12 protein-coding genes and 1 pseudogene are annotated in these 24,414 nt (G+C 45.8%); 10 read left to right on the top strand and 3 right to left on the bottom strand.

Annotation, left to right across the window (positions count from 1 at the left end):
- The first annotated feature begins 57 nt into the window (after nucleotides 1–57).
- A complete protein-coding gene (locus tag D0A34_10585) occupies nucleotides 58–327 on the top strand; it encodes a hypothetical protein (GenBank protein ID UNU22241.1) in 270 nt (89 codons plus the stop codon).
- Nucleotides 328–667: 340 nt separating this feature from the next.
- On the opposite strand, the gene D0A34_10580 is transcribed toward D0A34_10585, so the two are convergent.
- Both D0A34_10580 and D0A34_10575 read right to left on the bottom strand, forming a co-directional pair.
- Nucleotides 668–1,363: a TrkA family potassium uptake protein gene (locus D0A34_10580; GenBank protein UNU19253.1), complete on the bottom strand. Its 696-nt coding sequence runs from the start codon at nucleotides 1,361–1,363 to the stop codon at nucleotides 668–670.
- Between the two features lie 140 nt (nucleotides 1,364–1,503).
- Nucleotides 1,504–2,838, bottom strand: a complete 1,335-nt coding sequence (locus D0A34_10575) for an ATPase (GenBank protein ID UNU19252.1) — start codon at nucleotides 2,836–2,838, stop codon at nucleotides 1,504–1,506.
- 252 nt (nucleotides 2,839–3,090) lie between these two features.
- On the opposite strand from D0A34_10575, the gene D0A34_10570 reads away from it, so the two are divergent.
- From D0A34_10570 to D0A34_10560, 3 genes are all read left to right on the top strand, one after another.
- The gene (locus D0A34_10570) at nucleotides 3,091–4,044 is read left to right on the top strand and encodes a methyltransferase domain-containing protein (GenBank protein ID UNU19251.1); all 954 of its coding nucleotides are present in this window, start codon (nucleotides 3,091–3,093) and stop codon (nucleotides 4,042–4,044) included.
- A gap of 36 nt (nucleotides 4,045–4,080) precedes the next feature.
- Nucleotides 4,081–5,139, top strand: a complete 1,059-nt coding sequence (locus D0A34_10565) for a homogentisate phytyltransferase (protein ID UNU19250.1) — start codon at nucleotides 4,081–4,083, stop codon at nucleotides 5,137–5,139.
- 222 nt (nucleotides 5,140–5,361) lie between these two features.
- Entirely contained in the window at nucleotides 5,362–15,201 is a 9,840-nt protein-coding gene (locus D0A34_10560) for a tetratricopeptide repeat protein (GenBank protein ID UNU19249.1), read from the top strand.
- Between the two features lie 73 nt (nucleotides 15,202–15,274).
- Here D0A34_10560 and D0A34_10555 read toward each other — a convergent pair whose 3' ends face one another.
- Nucleotides 15,275–18,493, bottom strand: a complete 3,219-nt coding sequence (locus D0A34_10555) for a glycosyltransferase (GenBank protein ID UNU19248.1) — start codon at nucleotides 18,491–18,493, stop codon at nucleotides 15,275–15,277.
- A gap of 141 nt (nucleotides 18,494–18,634) precedes the next feature.
- On the opposite strand from D0A34_10555, the gene cobA reads away from it, so the two are divergent.
- From cobA to D0A34_10525, 6 genes and pseudogenes are all read left to right on the top strand, one after another.
- The gene (cobA, locus tag D0A34_10550; GenBank protein ID UNU19247.1) at nucleotides 18,635–20,215 is read left to right on the top strand and encodes a uroporphyrinogen-III C-methyltransferase; all 1,581 of its coding nucleotides are present in this window, start codon (nucleotides 18,635–18,637) and stop codon (nucleotides 20,213–20,215) included.
- Nucleotides 20,216–20,344: 129 nt separating this feature from the next.
- A pseudogene (locus D0A34_10545) lies at nucleotides 20,345–20,590 on the top strand (DUF2281 domain-containing protein).
- Complete coding sequence (locus D0A34_10540) at nucleotides 20,560–20,859, top strand: type II toxin-antitoxin system death-on-curing family toxin (GenBank protein UNU19246.1); 300 nt, start codon at nucleotides 20,560–20,562, stop codon at nucleotides 20,857–20,859. The pseudogene D0A34_10545 and the gene D0A34_10540 overlap by 31 nt, the downstream one beginning before the upstream one ends.
- Nucleotides 20,860–21,172: 313 nt before the next feature.
- A complete protein-coding gene (locus D0A34_10535; protein ID UNU19245.1) occupies nucleotides 21,173–22,378 on the top strand; it encodes a tetratricopeptide repeat protein in 1,206 nt (401 codons plus the stop codon).
- An 81-nt stretch (nucleotides 22,379–22,459) separates the two neighbouring features.
- The gene (locus D0A34_10530; GenBank protein UNU19244.1) at nucleotides 22,460–23,650 is read left to right on the top strand and encodes a tetratricopeptide repeat protein; all 1,191 of its coding nucleotides are present in this window, start codon (nucleotides 22,460–22,462) and stop codon (nucleotides 23,648–23,650) included.
- 87 nt (nucleotides 23,651–23,737) lie between these two features.
- On the top strand, nucleotides 23,738–24,316 hold the full coding sequence (locus D0A34_10525) for a Uma2 family endonuclease (GenBank protein UNU19243.1): 579 nt from the start codon (nucleotides 23,738–23,740) through the stop codon (nucleotides 24,314–24,316).
- The last annotated feature ends 98 nt before the right edge of the window (nucleotides 24,317–24,414 follow it).

Here is a 24,414-nt window from a genome sequence, read left to right as displayed (position 1 = left end):
TTATCGCAATTCATGGTGCATTTCCCAATTTTTGATGTATTGTTACAATATGCTCAGATGCCATATGTCAAAAAAATTGATGGGGTAAAAATCATGATCACAAGTTGCTTGATTCCGTTGACGGTGTGCTTGATTGCTGGGTGGGTGACTGCCGGAACCGACAATAGAACGCTAGACGGAATTCCGGCTCCCATAGCTGCAATTATTGGAGTGTGTTCGTTAATTTGGTTGCTGGCGGTGTGTCCTTGGCCTGTTGAACTAGCTCTAGTCTTGGCGGTGGTGGTTTTGGGCAAAGCTTATTTGCAAAAAATCTTGAAAGTCGGCTGAATTTTCAGGGCTAGCGCTCCTATGATTTGCGGGAGCGCGATCTAGTGCTGCTACTTTTTTGTTAAAATTTTTCGCGATTTGTCTAGCTAGGTTCTCAGAGGAGGTCGCCAAGGCGGAACCAACCCTAGAATTGGTCAAATTCAATTTAGATATTTCGGTTAAAAATTAGAACATAAAGATTGACAGAGAAACCCGGTTTATCTAAGATAAACCGGGTTTGCAGGGGTCGGAAATTTTCACACATCCCGCAACACTTGCATAGGACTTAGGCATTCCGAACTCAAGAAACCGGGTTTCTGAGTCCAGGAGTGTTGCTGTATGTGCGTAAAATGGCAAGCTGTTAAATTGGCAAGCGATTGATATCTTTATTAGAACCAATTACTACCATCGCGTCGCCCTTTCTCAAGCGTTCGCTTGGCTCCGGATTAATCTCGAACTTTTCGGCGCGCCCGACTGCTAGCAAGTTCAAACCATACTTGCGCCGGAGCTCCAATTCGGAGATGGTTTTACCGTCAAACTTTTCAGGAACGAGCAACTCAACGATGCTGTGATCTGGGTCGAGGTCAAAGCGTTCTAAAATGCTGGGTTTTGTAAGAAGGCGGGCCACAGAGCAGCCCATTTCTCGTTCGGGAAAAACTACATGATCTGCGCCGACTTTTTTCAACAGTTTTAAGTGAGTTTCCGAAGAAGCTTTGGCTATTACGTGACTTACCCCCCCTTCCTTAAGATTTAGGGTGGTGGTAATGCTTTCTGCTAGGTAATTGCCGATCGCCACAATCACTGTTTCAAATTCAAATATACCTGCTTCCTGAAGAGCGCTAGGCTCAGTAGAATCTAACTGCACAACGTGAGCAGCAATACGCTCGGTCAAAGCTTGAGTTACTTTTTTTTCATCGGTGTCAACTCCCAAGACTTCGTAACCCAAGCCGTGCAGAGTCGAACACACAGCTTTGCCGAAGCGTCCCAAACCAATAACTGCAAACTGCTTGTTGTCGGCGCGCAAAGTCCGAAAAAAATTTAAAGATGACAGGTTCACTGAATATCCAGCGCTGAGCGTCTTGCTGTTTAAATTTTAGCAGAGACAGCGCCGCCTCCTTTTGGTTTTTAGGTAAGTCGTAAAAGTTGATTTGGGTTGTCACCCATTGTTTAGATTATCAGCAAGTAGGCAGGATTTTTTTATCCCACTAACAAACTTTCCTCAGCATACTTAAAAGACCTGGGTTTTGGGTCGCCGAATGCAGCACTCACCAGCAGCAGCACCCCAACCCGACCTATGTACATTGTAGCAATCAAAATCAACTTACCGATCGCTGAAAGCGTGGGTGTAATCCCAGTGGAAAGACCGACCGTGCCAAAAGCTGAAACTGCTTCATACAGCGCTGCGATAAATTCTACTTGGGGATTGGTCAGCTCGATTAAAATTGCAGATGTGAACGCGACCAACAGGGAACCGAAGACTACGCTAATGGTTTTCAGAATCATTGGTGGCGGGATTTGACGCTGATAGCACTCCACATCTTCCTGGCCTTCGATAACTGCTGTGGTACAGCAAAACAATAGCCTAAAAGTTGTGGTTTTGATTCCGCCGCCGGTGCTGCCAGGACTGGCGCCGATAAACATCAGCGCGATGGTCAGAAATAGCGAGGCTTCGGTCATTTGGCCAATGCTAATTGTATTGAACCCCGCCGTGCGGGGAGTAACAGATTGAAACCAAGCTGCCATCAGTTTTTGAGGAAAAGTTAGAGAGCCGAAAGTGTCTGGGTTGTCGTATTCCAGCACCAAAAAGGCTAGCGTTCCTAAAATTAAAAGGACAGCCGTTGTAGTAGTAACAACTTTGAAGTTCAGGGAAAAAACTGTGCAGATTGGGCTTTTGTTTAAGCGATCGCGCAGCCACAGGTACATTTCCATAATTACTTGATAGCCGATTCCCCCAAATATGATTAAACCGCTGACTGTGAAGTTAACCATAGGCGAAGTGATGTAGCCGATCAAATTATCTGAATAGATGCTAAAACCCGCGTTGTTAAAGGAATTAACGCTGTGAAATATAGCAGACCACACACCCTGTTTAAATCCGTATTGGGGGACGAAAACCGTCATCAGCAAAAACACTCCTGTTAATTCAAACAAAAGCGTTGTTGCTAGAATTGACTGAATGAGTTGCACTACACCGGCTAGCCCGGGTTTGTCGAGAGATTGTTGCAGGGCAACTTTGTCTTTCAAGCCAAAGCGGCGGCCCAATAACAAGAGCAAGAAAGTCGTGGCTGTCATGTAGCCCAAGCCTCCTATTTGCACCAGTAAAACTAGGCACAGTTGCCCCCAAAAAGAGTAATATTTTCCGACATCCACAACCGACAAGCCCGTGACGCACACAGAGGAAGTAGAGGTAAACAGTGCTGTTATTGGATCGCTCCAAGTTCCATCAATTGTGGAAAAGGGCATCATCAGTAATAGAGCACCTATGAGGATGACAGCGAAAAAGCCCAAAGCAATGGTTCGCGAGACAGTCATTCGATTTTAGGTTTTAGATTTTAGATTTGAGAGGGAACCACAAATCGATTTTAGATTTGAGGTTTTAGAGGGAACCCACAAATCGATTTTAGATTTGAGGTTTTAGAGGAAGCCCACAAATCGATCCTCGGGCTTCAAATAAGGATATCTCTGTCTGGCGAATGCCGGAGACCGATCGAACTAAATGGCGAAATTCTATGACAACAGCGGGAAAATAACGGTAGAATTCCTTTAATAACTTGCGATTCGGCGATGACATCAACACTTTACCAGCAAATTCAGCAACTTTACGACGCTTCTAGCGGTTTGTGGGAGCAGGTGTGGGGCGAACATATGCACCACGGTTACTACGGCCCGGATGGCAATTTGAAAAAAGAGCGCCGACAGGCTCAGATAGATTTGATAGAAGAACTGCTGGGCTGGGCTGGAGTGCCGTCAGAGAAGGCACTCTGTGAACCTTACCGCATTCTCGATGTCGGTTGTGGGATCGGCGGCAGCACGCTGTATTTGACTCAAAAGTTTAGTTCGATCGCTCAAAATAATTTAAAGTTTGATGGCGGGGCGGATCAAGATTATAGCAGATCGCCCGAAGAACATAAAACGGGCCCTAGCGTTACAGCTACCGGGATTACTCTGAGTCCGGTACAGGCAAACAGAGCGACCGAACGCGCTAAAATAGCTGGGCTAGAAAGCAAGGTGAATTTTTTGGTGGCCGATGCTTTGAATATGCCTTTTCCGGACGAGTCCTTCGACTTAGTTTGGTCGCTCGAAAGTGGCGAACATATGCCCGACAAAATTAAGTTTTTGCAGGAATGCTGCCGCGTGCTCAAGCCGGGAGGAACTTTGATTTTGGCAACTTGGTGTCACCGCCCGCTGGGAGAAACGGCGGGAGAATTAACTGATGAAGAGAGAAAGGAATTGGCAGAAATTTACCGGGTTTATGCTTTGCCTTATGTGATTTCTTTGCCGGAATACGAGGAGATTGTCCGCAGTTTGCCTTTGACAAGTATTCGCACCGCTGATTGGTCAAAAGCTGTTGCTCCTTTTTGGGATGTGGTGATCGATTCTGCTTTGACTCCGAGCGCGATTTGGGGTTTGCTCACGAGCGGTTGGACGACTATTCAAGCTGCACTTGCTCTCGGATTGATGAGCCGTGGATATCAGAGCGGATTGATTCGTTTTGGGATGATTTGTGCTGTAAAATAGCAGGCATATATCAGAGAAGTTTTGAGTGTTGAGTTGATGAGTAAGGTGTGCATTGCACACCCTAGAGCATATTATTTGTGTGGTGCGGGTGTGAGATTTATGGGCAATGATTCGATTGGCAAGTCTTGGATTGATAAAAATGGCTCGGCTCCGCAAAGCTGGGTGAGGGCATTTTGGGAGTTTTCTCGGCCGCACACAATTGTGGGTACTAGCTTGAGTGTATTGGCGTTGTACGCGATCGCCCAAAGTGCGCGGCTGTTTGTGAATCCTGTATTTGGACCCCTAGCTTTGGCCTGGTTGGCTTGCATTTGCGGCAATATTTATATTGTGGGATTAAACCAGTTAGAAGATGTTGAAATTGATAAAATAAATAAGCCGTATTTGCCGATCGCCTCGGGAGTTTTTTCTCGAAAAACCGGGGAATTAATTGTAATTTCAACGGGAATTATAGCAATTTTGACGGCTGTTTTACAAGGCCCGTTTTTGCTGGCTACCGTTGGCGTTAGTTTGGCGATCGGGACTGCTTATTCTCTGCCGCCAATTCGGCTGAAACGGTTTCCTTTTTGGGCGGCGCTGTGCATTTTTACGGTGCGGGGCGCGATCGTAAATTTAGGGTTATTTTTGCACTTTAATTGGGTGTTGGATTTGGGAATGGCGAAAAGCGCTTTTTCTGGCTGGAATTTGGAGAGTGTGTCTTTTGGGATTCCTGCGGAAGTTTGGGTGCTGACGGTTTTTGTTGTGGTGTTTACGTTTGCGATCGCCATTTTTAAAGATATCCCCGACATGGAAGGGGACAAGCAATACAATATTACTACGTTTACGATTGAGCTGGGCAAGCCGGCCGTCTTTAATTTATCTCGCTGGGTGTTGACGGTTTGTTATTTGGGCGCGACTTTGGCGGGAGCGATCGTATTGTCTAATGTTAATTTAGTGTTTCTGGCAGTTTCTCATTTGGCGGCTTTGGGTTTGATGTGGTTTTGGAGCGCGAAAGTTGATTTGGACGATAAAATAGAAATTGCTGCATTTTATCAGTTTATCTGGAAGTTGTTTTTCTTAGAATATCTGATTTTTCCCGCAGCTTGTTTGTTGGGGTAGAAGGGGAAGAAGGAAGAAAGAAGTTCGGCAACGGATTATGTAACGGATGTAACGGATGTAACGGATGTAACGGATGTCAGGGAGAAGGAAGAAGCAAGGAGGAAGAAGGAAGAAGGAAGGGGGAAGGGGGAAGGGGGAAGAAGGAAGAAGGAAGGAAGAGTTAACAAATTAGAACAATTGGGCAATTACCAGTTAGCGAACTCCCAAACAACAAAGACAACTATGGCTTCTCAAAAAAAAATTCGGAAATCTGCCTGCAAACTGGGTGCCGAAGACTCTTTGAAATTAGCTTGGGAACATCACCAAGCGGGACGTTTGTTAGAAGCTGAAAATTTGTACCGGCAAATAATAGAAGTGCAGCCGGAATCAGCAAACGTGCTGTGTTTGCTGGGAATCGCGGCGAGACAGCAGGGAAAAATTGCCGAAGCGATCGACTTTTATGAACAAGCGATCGCCCAAAACCGCGATTTTGTAGAAGCACATTTAAATAAGGCTAATCTTTTACTGGATGTACGCGAGTATCAAAGGGCGATCGCCAGTTACGAACAAGTAATCAAAATCCAGCCAAATTCCGCACTCGCTTACAATAATTTGGGGTGGGCAAAACAGCAATTAGGCGAAATAGACGCGGCTATTTTATATTACCAAACAGCGCTGCAACTTGACCCCAACCTGCACGAAACAGCGCACAATTTAGGACATTTATTTAAACAAAAAAATCAATTAAACGAGGCAATCGCCTGTTACCTCCACGCTTTAAAAATCAATCCCAACTTGACATATTCTCTGATGGGTTTGGGAACAGTTTTGCAACAGCAGGGGAAATTAGCCGAAGCTTTCAACTGCTACCAGCAAGCTGTAAAACTAGAACCAAACAATCCCGAAGCTCACAACAATATAGGAGCATTTTACCACGAACAAGGCCATGTAAAAGCCGCAATATCCTACTACCGACAAGCATTAAACTTAAAGCCACATTTCGTGGAAGCTATTAACAATCTCGGACACGCTTTGGTCGATTTAGGAGAATTTCAAGAGGCTTTTTCTTGTCACAGTCGAGCCTTGGAATTGCAGCCAGACAACGCCACCGCCCACCTGGAATTAGCTTTAACTTTGCTATTGTTCGGAGATTTTAAGCGCGGTTTTGCTGAATACGAGTGGCGGTGGCGTACTCCGCAACTACAACCGAGGCAATTTAAACAGCCGGTTTGGGATGGTTCGGATTTGCAGGGGAAAACTATTTTACTCCACGTCGAGCAAGGCTTTGGCGATTCTATTCAGTTTATTCGCTACGCCCCAATTCTTCGGAGCCGAGGCGCTAAAGTTATGGTGGCTTGCTATCCAGAACTGATGCGGTTGTTTGCGACAGTTCCTGGTATTGAATATTTATCAGTTAGTCTGGAAGGTTTGCCAGAATTTGACCTTCACGCACCTCTGATGAGTTTGCCGCGAATTGTGGGGACAACTCTGGAAACAATACCGGCAAATGTTCCTTATTTATATCCGCCTGCTGAGTGCAAATTTGCGCTTTCTTCTGATGCCAAATTGAAGGTAGGGATTGTTTGGACGGGGAGTCCGAAGCGCCGGAAAGACAATCAGCGTTCTTGTAGGTTGAGCGATTTTATTCGATTTTTGGATGTTCCGGGAATCGCTTTTTATAGTTTACAAAAAAACTTGTCCGAGAGCGATCGCACTTTGTTGAACCAACACTTAGTGCCGGATTTAACTCCGCATTTGAACGACTTTGCTGATACCGCTTCGGCTATATCTCAACTGGATTTAGTCATTAGTGTCGATACGGCTGTGGCGCACTTAGCCGGTGCTTTAGGAAAACCGGTTTGGGTGCTGCTTTCTTTTGCTCCTGACTGGCGTTGGCTGCTGGATCGTGAAGATAATCCTTGGTATCCAACTGCGAGGCTTTTCCGCCAAAGTCAGCCGGAAAGTTGGCAAGAATTGTTTGAGGAAGTACAGGCGGCTTTGAGTTTATTTGCGATCGCCAATACTGCTAGTTATTCCGAGGATTCTGCCCACGATCGGCTTGACTTCGTTTCACTCGCAATGACTGCTAATAATACGCCTGACCTCGATTCTGTGGCTCTCAAAATGACAGGTGCAACGGTGGTTAAAGAGAGTAAACAAATATTTGCGATGGCGAGCGAAGGGTTAGCAGAAGGCTCCGCAGCTAAGCAATCGCAGGGGATTGAGACATCGATTGCGATCGGAACGGCTGGCGAGGATTTAGCTGTTTTAGAGGACTTATTGCGGCAAGCAGAACAGTTAATGGAAACAGGTGATAAGGAAGAGGCCCTCGCCCTTTACGAACAGATTATATCTCTTGAGCCAAATTGCGTTCAAGCGCGGATTAATTTTGGTTTTCTCAAGCAAGAAAATGGCGAATTGGAAGCCGCTATCCCCCATTACCGAGAAGCTTTAGCCATCGCTCCAAATATTCCTCAAACAGCTTACAACCTGGCAAAGATTTTTGAGGAACAAGGTCAAGTGGAAGAGGCGATCGCACATTACGAGCAAGCTCTTGTAGCTCAACCGGATTTCGTACCCGCCCTGATTAATTTAGCAGTGGCGCGGCAAGAAAAAGGCGAACTTGTAAGGGCGATCGAGCTGTACCGGCGAGCGCTGGAAATTCATCCGCATAGCTGGGAAGCTTACAACAATCTCGCAACAGTGTTGCAAGAACAGGGCAATTTAGAAGATGCGCTGGAGTATTATCACAAAGCTCTAGAATTGCTGCCGGATTTTGTGGAAGCTATCAACAATTTAGGCAGGACATTTCTGGAAAAAGGCGCGGTAGAAGATGCGATATCCTGCTACAGACGAGCGATTCATTTAAGTCCAAATCACGCTAGCGCTCACCTGAATTTATCCTTGGCTTTGCTGTTGGTCGGAGATTTGGAAAATGGTCTCGCCGAATACGAGTGGCGCTGGCAAATCAAAGAATTTCACACTGGTCACTCGTGTTTTTTGACGGGGCCGGATAATACTGTTTCGGCGAGAGAATACCGACCGCTGTGGGACGGTTCTGATTTGGTGGGAAAGACTATTTTGCTGCACGCCGAACAAGGTTTAGGTGATTCGCTTCAGTTTATTCGCTACGCTGCGATCGTCAAAAATAAAGGCGGTAGGGTTATTGTGGGCTGTTACCCGCAATTGCACCGTTTATTTGCAACGGTTGACGGCATTGATTTGCTAATAGTTAAAGGCGAGCCACTGCCGGAATTTGACGTGCAAGCGCCGATGTTGAGTTTGCCCTATATTATCGGTACAAAGCTGGAAACAATACCAGCAAATACAGCTTATTTATCTCCGCCTGCAGGTGCTGAATTTACCCTTCTGCCCGATCGCACTTTGAAAGTTGGCATTGTCTGGGCGGGGAATCCAAAACACCGCAAAAATAAGCAGCGTTCGTGCAGTTTAAGCCAGTTTCTGCCGCTTTTGGAGGTTTCGGGGGTAAGTTTTTACAGCTTGCAGAAAGAGGTTTCCGAGGCTGATCGCGCGCTGTTGAATCAAACGTCGATCGTAGATTTGAGCCCGTATTTTGGCGATTTTGCCGATACTGCCGCTGCGATCGCCAAACTGGATTTAGTCATTAGTGTCGATACCGCTGTCGCCCATTTGGCGGGCGCTTTGGGCAAACCAGTGTGGATTTTGCTGGCGTTTTCGCCGGATTGGCGGTGGCTGCTGGAACGGGAAGATAGTCCTTGGTATCCGACGGCGCGGCTGTTTCGCCAGCATCAGCGGGGCGACTGGGAGGACGTTTTCGCTCGGGTGGCGGAAGCTCTAGGCGCGGTTGCTGCAGCATTTGTGCCCTCGGATGCGGCGGATGCAGAGTTTCGGTTGGGCGTAGATTTGCAGCAGCAAGCCGATTTTGGCGGTGCGATCGAATGTTATGAGCGAGCGATCGCGATCGATCCTAATTACGCAGCCGCGCACAGCAATTTAGGCGTTGTCAAACAACAAGCGGGCAGGCTCCCAGAGGCGATCGCGCACTACAGACAAGCGCTAGCAATCGACGGGAATTTGGCGGAAACTGCGAGCAATTTGGGCAGCGCGCTCGCAGAAGCAGGGGAGACTGAACAGGCGATCGCAGAATACGAGCGGGCGCTTTCTTTGAACCCGAATTGCGCGGAAGCGCTGATTAATTTGGGCCTGTTGCGGGAAGAGCAAGGGGATGTGGCAGAGGCTATAAGCTGCTACGAGCAAGCGATTCAAGTCAATCCTAATTGCGCGGTGGCTTATTTGAATTTGGGAATTGCTTTGGAGGCACAAGGGGAGGAAGCGGGCGCGAATTACGAACAGGCGATCGCCAATTACGAACGGGCGATCGCGATCGAGCCAAATTATGTGGAGGCCCTGCACAACTTAGCATACGCCTCGATCCGACAGGGCAAAATTGACCGCGCGATCGCATACTACGAGCGATCGACTGCACTGCAACCGGATTTAGCAGAAACTCTGATTGGTTTGGGGAGTTCCCTGCAACAGCAAGACAAGTTAGATGAGGCTCGAGCCGTGTGCCAGCAAGCGATTCAGCAATTGCCAGCTAGTGCACAGGCTCGCTGCAATCTGGGAATTGTCCTGCAGAAACAGGGCAAAATTGAAGATGCGATCGGCTGCTATCAGCAAGCTTTGAGCCTGAAACCCGACTTTCCAGAAGCTTTGAACAATCTCGGCAAAGCTTTTGAGGAAGCGGGAAAAATGGTAGAGGCGATCGATTGTTACCGTCGGGCGATCGAACTCAAACCCGGTTATATCAATCCCCTCACCAATTTGGGAAGTGCTTTGCACGATCGCGGCCAATTTGCAGATGCTGTCACCTGCTACAGCCAAGCAGTTAAATTCAATGTCGGCCATCCCGAATCTCACCTAAATTTAGGTTTAGCCTTGCTGCTGGCGGGAGACTTTCAGCGCGGTTTTTACGAGTACGAATGGCGACTCCTAGTTAAAGAAAAACAGTTCCGCTCCCACAACTTTATTCAGCCGCTTTGGGATGGTAAAGATTTGCAGGGAAAAACTATTTTGCTTTGCCCGGAACAGGGTTTAGGCGATGCAATTCAGTTTATCCGCTACGCCGATGTAGTCAAGCAAAAAGGCGGTAGGGTAATTGTTTGGTGTTTGCCGCACTTGCAGCGCTTGTTTGCACAAGTTTCGGGAATCGATGGGTTAATAGTTAATCCCGAGGATGCGCCGGATTTTCAAGTTCACGCGCAGCTAATGAGTTTGCCACACCTTCTGGCAACAACTTTAGAAACTATACCGGCGAAGGTTCCTTATTTAGCTCCGCCGCCCGGTTGGGAATTTACTCTCAGTCAAACTCCTAATTTGAAAGTGGGGCTTGTGTGGTCTGGAAATCCTAAAAATTCCCACAATAAGGTGCGATCGTTACCCCTGAATTTGTTGACAAAACTGTTAGATATTCCCGGCACCGATTTTTACAGTTTGCAAAAGGAAATGACAGCAGACGATCGCGCTTTGTTAGAGGAAATGCCTGTAACAGATTTAAGCTCTTATTTGCACGACTTGGCGGATACTGCGGCGGCAATCTCGGCTCTGGATTTAGTAATTTCTGTAGATACTTGTGTGGCACACTTGGCTGGTGCTTTGGGCAAACCAGTGTGGATTTTGCTGTGTTTTGTGCCGGATTGGCGGTGGATGTTGCAACGCGAGGATAGTCCTTGGTATCCCACGGCGCGGCTGTTTCGCCAGTCAACAGCGGGAGATTGGGAAGGAGTTTTAGAAGAAGCTGCTTTGGCGCTGAGAGAAAGAATTGTCCAGCATAAACCAGCTCTACCGCCAAGAGAAACTCAAACCAATATTGAATTATATCAAAAACAGTTTAATCAGGGAAATATTCTCAAGTCGCAAGGAAGATTGGCCGAGGCGATCGCTTATTTTAAAAATGCTTTGGTTTTGCAGCAGAGTTCGATAGAGGCTACGACTAATTTGGCAGTGACCCTGCACCAAACAGGCGATTTAGCCGAAGCTGCCACCTATTATCAGCGCGCGATCGAAATAGATCCCAACTGCGCTCAATCCCACAATAACTTGGGTATTTTGCTGCAAGATCAAGGCAATATAATGGCTGCTATATCTTGCTTTCAAAAGGCGATCGCCCTGAATCCGGTTTACGTCAAAGCTCTCAGCAATCTCGGCGCGATACTCCAGCAGCAGGGCGAGTTGCCAAGTGCGATCGCGTGTTTTCATCAAGCACTTTCTGTCAATTCCAATTACGTGCCCGCGCTGGTAAATTTGGGTGTGGCGATGCAAACACAATCTCAGCTAGACGAGGCTGAACGGCTTTACGAGCGTGCAATAGGAGTAGAACCAAACAATCCTACAGGACACTATCACCTGGGAACGTTATGCTTGGGGGCGGGAAAAATAGAACAGGCAATTTCTAGCTTGGAACGAGCCATATCTTTGAACCCTAATTATCTAGAAGCTCTTACTAATTTAGGCAGTGCTGTTGAACAATTAGGAGACGTAAAGCGAGCAATTTCGTGTTATAAAAAAGCAATAAAAATCGATGTTAATTGTGTAAAAGCTCACTTCAATTTAAGCTTAGCCTTGCTGTTGACTGGGGACTTGCCGCGCGGTTTAGCAGAATACGAGTGGCGCTGGCAAACAGAACAGGCGAAAAAATTGCCACGGTTGAATTTTGACCGACCAGTTTGGGATGGGTCAAATTTGAACGGACAAACTATTTTGCTCCGCTCCGAACAAGGTTTGGGCGATGCCATTCAATTTGTGCGATACGCGGCAATTGTGCAGCAAAAAGGTGGTAAAATAATCATTTCTTGCTATCAAGAACTGAAGCGTTTATTTAAGCAGATTCCTGGCATCGCACAAGTGGCGGTTCGGATGGATGAATTGCCGGATTTCCAAGTACAAGCACCGCTGATGAGTTTGCCTCATATTCTGGGAACAAATTTAGAAAATATACCGGCAAATGTTCCTTATTTAGCTGCGCCGCAGAATTGGCAATTTTCCCTAACTTCCGAGCGCAATTTCAAAGTTGGGATTGCGTGGGCGGGAAGTTCAGAACATTTGAAGGATTCTCAGCGATCGAGCGATTTAAGCTATTTCCTGACATTGTTAGATATTTCAGGTGTAAGTTTTTACAGTATTCAGAAAGAAATTTCGGCTGACAATCGTAGTTTGTTAACTCAAATTCCCGTGATAGATTTAAGCGAAAATTTGAACGATTTTGCCGATACTGCGGCGGTGATATCGCAACTAGATTTAGTAATTTGCGTGGATACTGCTGTCGCGCACTTAGCTGGTGCTTTGGGTAAACCCGTATGGATTTTGCTGTGTTTTATGCCGGATTGGCGGTGGATGTTGGAACGCGAAGATAGCCCTTGGTATCCGACGGCGCGACTGTTTCGGCAGCAAACACCGGGCGATTGGGAGGAAGTATTCGCTCGCATAAAAACAGCCTTAAAACACCTAATTTCTACTCGTTCCCAAGCTGTGCCTGGTAAGGAAGATACCGAAGCTTCGGCTCGATTTTCTTTATCGCCCGCACAGGTACAATTTCACATAGCAAATGCCTTAGAAAAACAAGGTAAAAAAGCAGAGGCAGCCGCTCGTTACGAACAAGTAATTGCCGCCTCACCCAGCCATGCCGAAGCCCACAGTTATTTAGGTTATCTCAAACAGGAAAACGGGCAAATAGCCGAGGCTATTGCTCATTACCAAAAATCGCTAAAAATCAATTCTAACCAGGCTGAAACTAACTTATATTTGGGTTCTGCCCTTGAAGAACAGGGACAAGTCGCAGACGCGATCGACTTCTACAATAAAGCAATTCAACTACGCCCCAACTCGCCAAATTGGCGCTTGAGACTAGCCTTAGCTTTGCTTTTAACTGGGAATTTTGATGCTGGTTTTGCAGAGTACGAATCGCGCTGGCAAACTCAACAATTGGATCGGCGCTCTTTTGAGAAACCAATTTGGGACGGCTCGGATTTGCAGGGAAAAACAATTTTATTGCACCCTGAACAAGGTTTTGGCGATACGATACAGTTTATCCGCTATGCTCCTTTAGTTAAGCAAAAAGGTGGCAAAGTTATTGTTGCTTGTCATGTCTTGCTGAAGCGTTTATTTGAAGGAATTGCAGGAGTCGATAGAGTAGGAGTCCGGCCGAGCGATTTGATAGATTTTCAAGTACAAGCCCCGCTGCTAAGTTTGCCACGAATTCTGGGGACGACTTTGGAAAATATACCGGCGAATATTCCTTATTTAGCTCCGCCACAGGATTTTAAATTTTCCCTACAGCCGAACAATAAACTAAAAGTAGGTATTGTATGGGCGGGCGGCCCGCTGCACCGCAACAATCATCGGCGATCGTGTAAATTGAGCGATTTTCTGAAATTTGTAGATGTTCCGGGAGTGAGTTTTTACAGTCTTCAGAAAGATTTGTCAGCGGGCGATTCCCTACAGGATAGCTGCGCTTCACGCACTTTATTAAAGCAACACCAAATTGAAGATTTAAGCGAACATTGCGTCGATTTTGCCGACACCGCAGCAATTATTTCGCAACTCGATTTAGTAATTTGCGTAGATACTTCTGTCGCGCACTTGGCCGGTGCTTTGGGCAAACCCGTGTGGATTTTGCTGTCTTTTGTTCCGGATTGGCGCTGGATGCTGGAACGCGAAGATAGCCCTTGGTATCCCACTGCGCGGTTGTTTAGGCAGCAAAAACCGGGTGATTGGGATGGAGTTTGCGATCGTATAAAAGCAGCCTTGCTAGAGAGGGCGGGCACGGGGGCACCGCCCCTACAATCTACTCGTTCCCAGCCTCAGCCTGCTAACGCAGATTCTTATGCTCCGCCTCAAATCCAACCCCCAGAAACTCCCCCACAAATTACAGGAATGGGCATCAGTTGGCCGATCAGCATCACTAGCGGTTGGGGAATTTACGGCGTGAATTTAACACTACAACTGCTGCAAAATCCAGCCTGGCAAGTTGCGCTTTTAGCACCGCCATCCATCACCTCAGAAGCGATGAATCCGCTGCATAAATCCCTGTTATTACCTGTAATAGAAAAGCAAAAAAGTTTTCAGGAATTAGTAGCAGCAAATTCCGACAAACAAATCAGTTGTAATTTTCCCGTACTTTACGCTTTGGGGAATAATTTAGCATCCTCTGGAGTTGACAATCAAATTACCAGCGCTTGTCAAATAGGAGTCATATTTTTTGAAGACACGCGAATCACAGCAGAAGCACTAGAAACAGCCAAAAAATATAGCGCGATTGTCGCAGGTTCCAACTGGAATGCGGATGTTTTGAGAAGCTGTGGCTTGACTAATGTGGCGATGGTACATCAAGGAATTGACCCAACAATTTTCCATCCTGCACCTAAATCTAATCTATTTGGCGATCGCTTCGTCATTTTCTCCGGCGGCAAACTGGAATATCGCAAAGGTCAAGATATTGTAATTGCCGCTTTCAAACGATTTCGCGCTAAACATCCAGAGGCTTTGTTACTAACAGCCTGGCACAACTTCTGGCCTCAGTATATGCTGGGAATCGAACAAACCGGAAACGTTGCCGGACTTCCCAATATCAACGGCGACGGAAGTTTAGGAATTTCCCAATGGTTAGTGGCTAACGGTTTGCCAGTTGACTCTTTTATCGACATCGGCTTAATTCCCAATCACCTCGCTGGACAGATTTTGCGAGAAGCCGACTGCGCTATTTTCACCAACCGCTGCGAAGGTGGCACTAATTTAGTCGCGATGGAAAGTATGGCCTGCGGAATTCCGACTATTTTATCAGCAAATACTGGTCATTTAGACTTGATTTACAGCCACATTTGCTATCCTTTATGGAGTCAAGGACGAGTTAAACTTACTGCTCCTTTTTCCGGTGTAGAAGGTTGGGGAGAGTCTGAGGTTGCAGAAGTTGTCGAGGCTTTGGAACAAGTTTATACTAATCGCGAAGAATCAAAACGTCGCGGTTTAGCTGCGGCTAATTTTATGCTGGATTGGACTTGGGAAAAACAGGTTAAGCGTTTTTTGGATGTGATTGCCGATATGTAGATAACACTAAACTCCTGACTACAAACTTTCGGAAAATTGTTCGTAGTATAGACTTTAGTCCTTATAAAAAAGATTAATTTGCGATTGATTCCAATAGTTTGTTAGCACTGTTTACACTTTCAATATCGTATAGTTCGGGATTGTAAGAAACAACTTGTGCTACCAATTTATGATGGTAACTTTGAGCAGTTTCATTCCTAGAACCATGAACGCGACGATAATTAAGAACTATTTCTCTCGTTCCCAAAAAAGGAATGCTATGTTTGTGACAATTAACCCAAAATTCCCAATCCTCATAACCTTCTTTCATCTCTGCTTTGTAACCGTTGACCAAATTCCAAACTGATTTGTGATACAATGAAGACGTGCAAATCATATTAAATTGTTTGATCTTTTTTGGTGAATATAAATCATAACTGGGTATTGTGTGATTTTCATTGCCGCCAAAAAGTTGATAAGAACCAAATGCTATGCAAGGTACTGTGGATTTTAGACATATTTCTAAAAGACAACTCAATGCATTTGGAGCTAAGATATCATCGGCATCTAAGGGCATTATGTATTGGCCGTTTGCTGCCGCTATGCCAGTATTTCTAGCCATTGATATCCCTTGATTAGCTTGTTCTATTAGCCTAATTTGATGCTGGGGATTTGCTGCAATCGCATTTTTTGCTACTGTACTGGTAGTATCTAAGCTGCCGTCATTGACAATGATAATTTCCCAATTTTTGTAAGTTTGGTTAATCACGCTAGTTACTGCTTCCACCAAAAAATGAGATTGATTGTAGCAGGGAATAATCACAGATACCAAAGGTCTATCTGCCAATTGGGGCGATGCTGTAACTTGTTTGACACTTTCTGATTGTAAATTATGTGCAGAATTTCTAGCAGCTTGCAAGCTGTAAAAATAAATCTTGGGATGGACGATGGCTAATTGATTCAGATCGGTATTTTGATATTCATTTACTAACCTCGGATATCCCGACAAGTATTCTTGTTTAACAAAAATCAAGATATTCTGAGCGTACCAAGGCTCTACTTTGTCATTGTTCCATATCTTTTTTCTCAAGCAGTCAATAACTGCATAGCCGTTTTTCTGAAAGTAATAAACCCAATATTGTGGCCACTGTTCGTTAACGTGTTCGACGCCTCCTTGAAATGGTATCGCAGCAGAAAACAGAATCACCGGTGCTAGTTGAGTGAGAGAATTAACAAAGTTTTCGGCACAGGTAGCCGGCAAATGTGCGGCAACTTCCAGAGAAATTGCTAAGTCAAATTTTCTGTTTAGTTGCAGCGGTTGCTTTAAATCGGCGGATTGGAACTGATTTAAAGGAATTTGTAAAATAGTGCGATCGACATAATCACCATCTATTCCCAAACAATCAGCAATTCCCAACTTGTGGAACGCAGCTAACCAACTTCCCGTACCGCAGCCCACATCTACCACACTTTTAGGTAAAATGGGTTGCAGCAAGTCTAACAGCAGGGGAATAATTTCTCTAGCAGAACTGCGAGTTCCTTCTCCGATTAATTGGTGAAAATCTCTTGTATAAGATGACTGTTGGTTTTGATTAATTTGGCTGGCTGTTTGAGAATTAATTGTCTCTAAACTGCTAATATTGTAACCGTGCAAATGTGCTGGGAACTGCCAGGAAATATTGGGGTCGGGTTGATGTTTTACTGGCTCGACATTGCCCCGCCAAGCAGCCCCCATAATTTGCATTGTTTGATATACTACCGTTTGCCATCCCCTTTGCTTCAAGTAATCTAAACCTGTACCAACATCTGGAGCGGTTAAATCGTGAAATAAAATTATTGCATCTTCCTCAGCCAATTTTTCACACGCAATGGCATCATTTAACGGCCCATCACCTCCGTGTTCTCCGTCAATAAAAATTAACGACCATTTGCGGTTGAATTGAGCGGAAAATTCTTCTACTCTTTGGGGGCTATAGCCGGGTATTAGCTCGACTGATGTTTGAACGCCCGACGCATTTAGAGCACCTTGAATTGAGTCGATTACGCTTTGTCTAATGTCCTCTCTTTCTAACAGCGGATCGACGACATCTAACTCAACTCCTGCGAGGGCTAAGTGACAGGCAGACCACCCTAGCCAGCAGCCTATTTCTAAGGCTTTTTTACCTTTGAATTGCAGGGCTGTATTGTAAAGGATGTGCGCTTCGTCGCGATTCAAAAACCCGATGAATGGATAGCGCTTGTCTGCATACCAATTATGCGGAATTTCCCGGCGCAAGTAAGGCCAGTTACTTGCATTTGGATCGGCAATAATCATATTGGGGAAATAGGAGTCAGGTATAATTATTTGGAAGCCTGGGGAAACATAATCGCCTGGTTGTAATAAATTATTTTTGCTTAGTTCAGATTGTTGGTAAGTCATTTTGGGTTTTTGAAATATTGGTATTGCTGCCTGTTTTTTAGGTTGATAACGGACGCTAATTTCCAGTATATCGCCGTCAGTTGCCATCAATTGTACTCGGTCAAACTGCTGGCGGCCAGCTAAATGCAAAATGCCGATCGCCTCCTGCGGCAAGTACGGCTCCACAAAACAGCCTCGCTGCTTGTCCCAAACCGGAAAACCGTTGAATATCCAATTGCACCAAGCTGGGAGCATTTCAGTCAGATTGAACAATTTGCCACTGTAAACAGCGAGGTTGAGGGCAAATTGATCTGTCATGACACAGCCGGATCTTTGCAATCCTTGATTGAGTTTGTCAGCCCAAATTTCCCAGTGCAAAGCATCTTTTCGGAGTGCGAAAACTCCGGCATTTAATATCGGATAACTGTATAATTTATTAGCAATTTCTTCACCAAAGTTAGCTTCGTATTGTTGATAAACCCACTGCCAAAACTGAGGAAGTTGCCCGTACTGCTGCAAGCTCGCCCTGTGAACTTCGGGAACAATTGCCAGTCCCCGGCGCGATGCTCCTTCAACCAACAAATTAATGGCTCTCCAGTCTTGAACCCAAGCATCCGCATCGATCCAAAGGTATATATCAAAATTGGGAAAGTATTTTCGCAAACAAGGTCTAACTAATAATCCTTTTAAATGTTCGGGAGCTTCATTTCTGCCAGGAAAGTCAAAGTCCCAATCGGGCTTTTGAATGATATTAACTTGTGTTTCCAGCCACTGCAACTGTTGGGGAGTGCAGCCGAGATCGAAAAAGCCGATCGCCACATTTTCGCCCTCGGGTTTTTCCCGCACCGATAAAATAGTACCTCGCACCAATTCAAAGTAATTTGCATCGGCGGCCGTGATGATGATAATCTGCATAAATAGCTTTTCTTATACAATAAACTGCTGAGTATACCGTAGGGTGGGCCTCGGCGCGTCTTACTATAGTGTAGGGTGCGCCTCGGCGCGTCTTACTATAGGCTAGCAATATTCATAAAACTATACTATCGAGGAGGAATTGTGAAAAACCAAAAAGGGAAAGTTTATCTAGTCGGTGCGGGACCCGGAGATTGTAACTTGATGACAGTGCGATCGCACCAACTGCTATCCCAAGCCGAAGTCTTAATCTACGATGCTCTCATCGACATCCCGCAACTCGAATTAATCCCAGCAACTTGTCGGAAAATCGAAGTCGGTAAACGCGGCGGCAAACCTTCCACGCAGCAGCAAGAAATCAACCGTTTGCTGGTAGAACATTGCCAACTCGGAAAACAAATCGTGCGGCTAAAAAGCGGCGATCCGTTTATTTTTGGTCGTTCTAGTTCCGAAATTCAAGCATTAATCACAGCGGGCTGCAACTTTGAAGTAATACCCGGAATTTCTTCCGCCCTATCCGCACCTTTACTAGCAGGAATTCCCCTCACAGATCCGGTAATGAGTCGCTGTTTTGCAGTGATGAGCGCCCATGAGCCGGACGCTCTGGAATGGGAAGCATTAGTGCAGATAGAAACTTTGGTAATATTGATGGGAGGACGCAATTTAAGTGAGATCATCTGGCAATTGCACAAGCACGGACGCTCGACCGAAACTCCGATCGCCATTATCCGAGATTGTGGCCGCCCCGAACAGCAAATTTGGCTGGGCACTCTCTCCAACATTGTACAGCAAACAGCAGGCCAATCTTTATCGCCTTGCGTGATCGTAATTGGGGAAGTAGTTAGATTGCGCGAATATTTAATCCAGCCAGAAAGCACAAATATGATCGATACACCTGTCACCACTAATAACAGCAAATTGCCGCTAGCAGGAAAAACCATTTTAGTCACGCGATCGGTTTCTCAGTCGGCTGAATTTAGCGATCGACTCCAGCAACAAGGAGCCCGCGTTATCGAAATGCCCGCCTTGGTAATTGGGCCACCTTCGAGTTGGGAACCATTAGACAGCGCGATCGCACAATTGTCAAGCTTTCACTGGTTAATTCTCACTTCCCATAACGCTGTAGACTGCTTTTTTCAACGATTACAAGCAAAAGGCAAAGACGCCCGGAGTTTGTTTGGTATTAAAATCGCCGTTGTCGGGAAAAAAACAGCAGAAAGTTTGCGATCGCACTCTCTACAACCAGACTTTATTCCCCCCAACTTTGTCGCCGATTCCCTAGTCGATAACTTCCCCGATAACTTGCAAAACTGCAAGATTCTATTTCCAAGAGTAGAAAGCGGCGGCAGAGAAGTTTTAGTTAAAGAATTCACCACCAAAGGAGCGCAAGTAATAGAAGTGCCAGCTTACCAATCTTGCTGTCCCGAAACAATCGATCCGATCGCCCTATCCGCACTCCAAAATCAAGCCGTAGATATCATAACATTTGCCAGTTCCAAAACCGTACATAACTTTTGCAATCTCATACAAGAAAGCCCAAAATTGTCCCTGTCTAAGGATTGGTTGGAAAACGTTTGCATCGCATCCATCGGCCCGGAAACTTCCAAAAGCTGCCAAAATTTATTGGGTAAGTTAGATGTGGAAGCCAAAGAATATACCTTAGATGGATTGACTGAGGCGATCGTGGAATGGGTGGCAGGATATCAAAGATTGATCGGCGGTTGAAACCGCTACTCTACAAAAAAAGTCCCGGCAGAGGGGGACTAAAAAATATTTGGTATAATTCCTGAAGGCGAGATACCTGACTTCTTCAAGAAGTCAGGTATCTAAATCAACCAAGCTATAAGTTGTAAACTGGTTGTAAGATATTTAGAAAAAAATAGGACTGCAAAAGACCAACTTTTTCAATAACTAGACCAAGTACCAGAACCCGTACTGCTGAAAGTGCTTGAATTTGTTCGTTCTTTAAAGACTGAGGAGCAGCAAAAAATAGAATCCAAAGCATGGCAAGCCTCTCTAGATTTAGAACGCAAAAGAAATGACGTTTACCGTCGCCTTGCCAACTCCTTATTTTCTCACTCAGCACAAGTAGGTTTTTAAGTATTCACGCCCGACAGATAGAGAGATTTGGTGGCCCTCCAGATGCCAGAGACGAAGGCTTGTGGGAGTCGCATTTAACTCAGCCGCAAGCAACTTTGGGCGGTGATTTTTTGCATCCCACAATTAGCGAACAAGCTGCCGCTTATCTCTATCACATAGCGATGAATCACCCCTTTATTGACGGCAATAAACGAACGGCTTTTGCGGTGACAGATACCTTTTTGCGTTTAAATGCTTGCACTCTGAATTTGACGGACGATCGAGCATAGGATTTAGTCATGCGAGTCGCACGGGGAACGATGACTAAGGAAGAATTAAGCACGGAGTTTGAGTCATGTATTATTTAGTTTTAATAAGTAAGTTCGGCAGCGCCCTACATTGAGATTAAGTAAGGTGCGCCCATAAGCACCTACAGTGAAAAAGGGAATCGAGGAACAAAAAAGCGAGTAAAATTATCACTAAAGAACAAAGCCGAGATCCTTTGCGTCAAATCAGTAATCAAACTAAACACAAAAAAGCACAAACCGCCGATCGCCCTTTCTCCCCCAAATCCCGCTACCCAACTACTAATTAGCAATAGCCATGAATATAAATTTTTCTCGTTACGACACCTTAACAACCCTGTTAGCAGGAACTACGGCAGCCTTAACCATAGTCATCAGCCAACCCGCGATCGCCAAAACGCCCCAAGAAGTCGCCAGCATTGCCGGGCCGCTGACAGTACAAATTAACAGTTCCCTCGGAGACGGTTCTGGCGTAATTATTGCCAAAACAGGCAAAACTTACACAGTTTTAACAGTCAACCACGTCGTAGAAAAAGCAGACGTGAAATACACCGTTCGCACCTCTAAAGGCAAAAACTATCAAGCAACCTCCGTCACCCGTTTGCAAACCGCCGACACTGACCCAGATTTAGCCGTAGTCAAATTTGAAAGCCCCGAAGAATATCCAGTCGCGACGATCGCAGATTCCGATCAAGCCGTCATCGGCACTCAAATCTTCGTTTACGGCTATCCCGCTACGGGCGGACTTTTCGGCGCTGAACGAGAACCCGAACTCTCTCCCGGACTCGTTACCAGCCGCCCGGGCAACCGCCCGGAAGGTTACACTTTGCGGTATCAGGCCGTAACTTGGAGTGGCATGAGTGGCGGCCCAGTTTTTGACTCCGAAGGCCGAGTCATCGGTTTACACGGACAAGGGGAATTCGGTTTCGCTCAAACCAGTTCCGGCGAAGTCGCCCCGATTAAAACCGGATTTAACGCAGCAGTTCCCATCAATACATTTATCGCCAAGCTAGTGGCGGCGGGAATCAACAAATCCGAGTTGAAAGTAGACAATACTCCCCCAACCAGCGGCCCGGTTTCCACCGCCAATCCGCAAGATGCCCAAGCTTATTATTATTATTTTCGAGGACTTTCGCTGTTAGATCAAGGAGAGGCTTTGGACGCGATCGCCCATTTCAACAGAGCACTCGCTTTCAAGCCCAAATACACCCCTGAATTGTATTTTAATATCGGTAATGCCCGCACTTTATACGTCGCCCTACTCGATCCCGCATTGGACAGCGGCCGCCATCCCAACCCTATTGAACCATACACGCTGGCGATCGAAGCCAATCCCGGTTTTGCCGACGCCTACTACAACAGAGCTTTAGCTTACCTTGTAAAACAAGACAAACCCAAAGCAATTGCCGACTTTCAAAAAGCCGCAGAACTTTACAAGCAAGGCGGCAGAACAAGTGCCTATCAAGACGCGCTCAACCGAATCAAACAATTGCAGGAGAATTAGAATTTAAGAATTAAGAATTAAAACGATCGATCGCCCTAAATCCGCAAATTATCCCTACCCAACTACAAATTACCAACAGCCATGAATATAAACTTTTCTCGTTATGACACCTTAACCACCCTGCTAGCAGGAACTACCGCAGCCTTAACCATAGTCATCAGCCAACCTGCGATCGCCAAAACTCCCCAAGAAGTCGCCAGCATTGCTGGGCCGCTGACAGTACAAATTAACAGTTCCCTCGGAGACGGTTCTGGCGTAATTATTGCCAAAACAGGCAAAACTTACACAGTTTTAACAGTCAACCACGTCGTAGAAAAAGCAGACGTGAAATACACCGTTCGCACCTCTAAAGGCAAAAACTATCAAGCAACCTCCGTCACCCGTTTGCAAACCGCCGACACTGACCCAGATTTAGCCGTAGTCAAATTTGAAAGCCCCGAAGAATATCCAGTCGCGACGATCGCAGATTCCGATCAAGCCGTCATCGGCACTCAAATCTTCGTTTACGGCTATCCCGCTACGGGCGGACTTTTCGGCGCTGAACGAGAACCCGAACTCTCTCCCGGACTCGTTACCAGCCGCCCGGGCAACCGCCCGGAAGGTTACACTTTGCGGTATCAGGCCGTAACTTGGAGTGGCATGAGTGGCGGCCCAGTTTTTGACTCCGAAGGCCGAGTCATCGGTTTACACGGACAAGGGGAATTCGGTTTCGCTCAAACCAGTTCCGGCGAAGTCGCCCCGATTAAAACCGGATTTAACGCAGCAGTTCCCATCAATACATTTATCGCCAAGCTAGTGGCGGCGGGAATCAACAAATCCGAGTTGAAAGTAGACAATACTCCCCCAACCAGCGGCCCGGTTTCCACCGCCAATCCGCAAGACGCCCAAGCCTATTATTTTCGAGGACTTTCGCTGTTAGATCAAGGAGATGCTTGGGAGGCGATCGCCCATTTCAACAGAGCACTCGCTTTCAAGCCCAAATATACCCCTGAATTGTATTTTAATATCGGTAATGCCCGCACTTTCATCACCGCTGGCTTGTCTCAAACCGAACCCACACGCGGTTCCAATGCTATTCAAGCATACACGCGGGCGATCGAAGCCAATCCCGGTTTTGCCGACGCTTACTACAACCGAGCTTTAGCTTACATGGACAACAAAGACCAACCGAAAGCAATTGCTGACTTTCAAAAAGCAGCAGAACTTTACAAGCAAGGTGGCAGAACAAGTGCGTATCTAGACGCGCTCAACAGAATCAAACAATTGCAGTAGAATTAGAATTTAAGAATTAAGAATTAAAAATGGGATTATTCATTTTTAATTCTTAATCAAGTTCATACAAACAGCAGGTAAATAACAATGACTGCTATCACCTTAAACCTCAACTCCATTATTAAACTAACTTCAGAACAGTTTTATCAACTGTGCCAAGAAAACCCGGAATTGAAACTCGAAAGGAATGCCAGCGGAGAATTAATTGCCATGCCGCCAACCGGAGGAGAAACGGGAAGAAGCAACTCAAAATTTAACTTACAGATTGGACTTTGGAACGAACAAACCCAACTCGGTGAAGCCTTTGATTCCTCAACAGGATTTACTCTGCCAAATAAAGCCGATCGCTCTCCCGATGCGTCTTGGGTAGAAAAATCGCGCTGGGAAGCTTTAACACCTCAACAAAGAGAAAAATTCATCCCGCTTTGTCCCGATTTTGCTGTCGAAATCCTCTCCCCAACGGACAGCTTGAAAAAGACTCAGGAAAAAATGCAAGAATATATGGAAAACGGCTGCCGTTTGGGTTGGCTGATTAACCGCAAAAAACGGGAAGTTGAAATTTATCGCCCCGGCCAAGATGTGGAAGTTCTACAATCTCCTCTCACGCTTTCTGGGGAAAATGTTTTGCCGGGATTTGTTCTCAATTTGCAAAAAATTTGGAATTAGCAGAATTCAATTTTGACTTATTATATCATCTTCAATAAAATAACCGTTACCATTTCGTAGTGAGGAATGCAAGTCAGAGCGCTCTGGATTAGGACTCT

Source organism: Microcoleus vaginatus PCC 9802 (assembly GCA_022701275.1).
GTDB classification, from domain to species: domain Bacteria; phylum Cyanobacteriota; class Cyanobacteriia; order Cyanobacteriales; family Microcoleaceae; genus Microcoleus; species Microcoleus vaginatus_A.
Note: the sequence above shows the minus strand (reverse complement) of the source record. Positions and strands in the feature narration are given on the sequence as shown.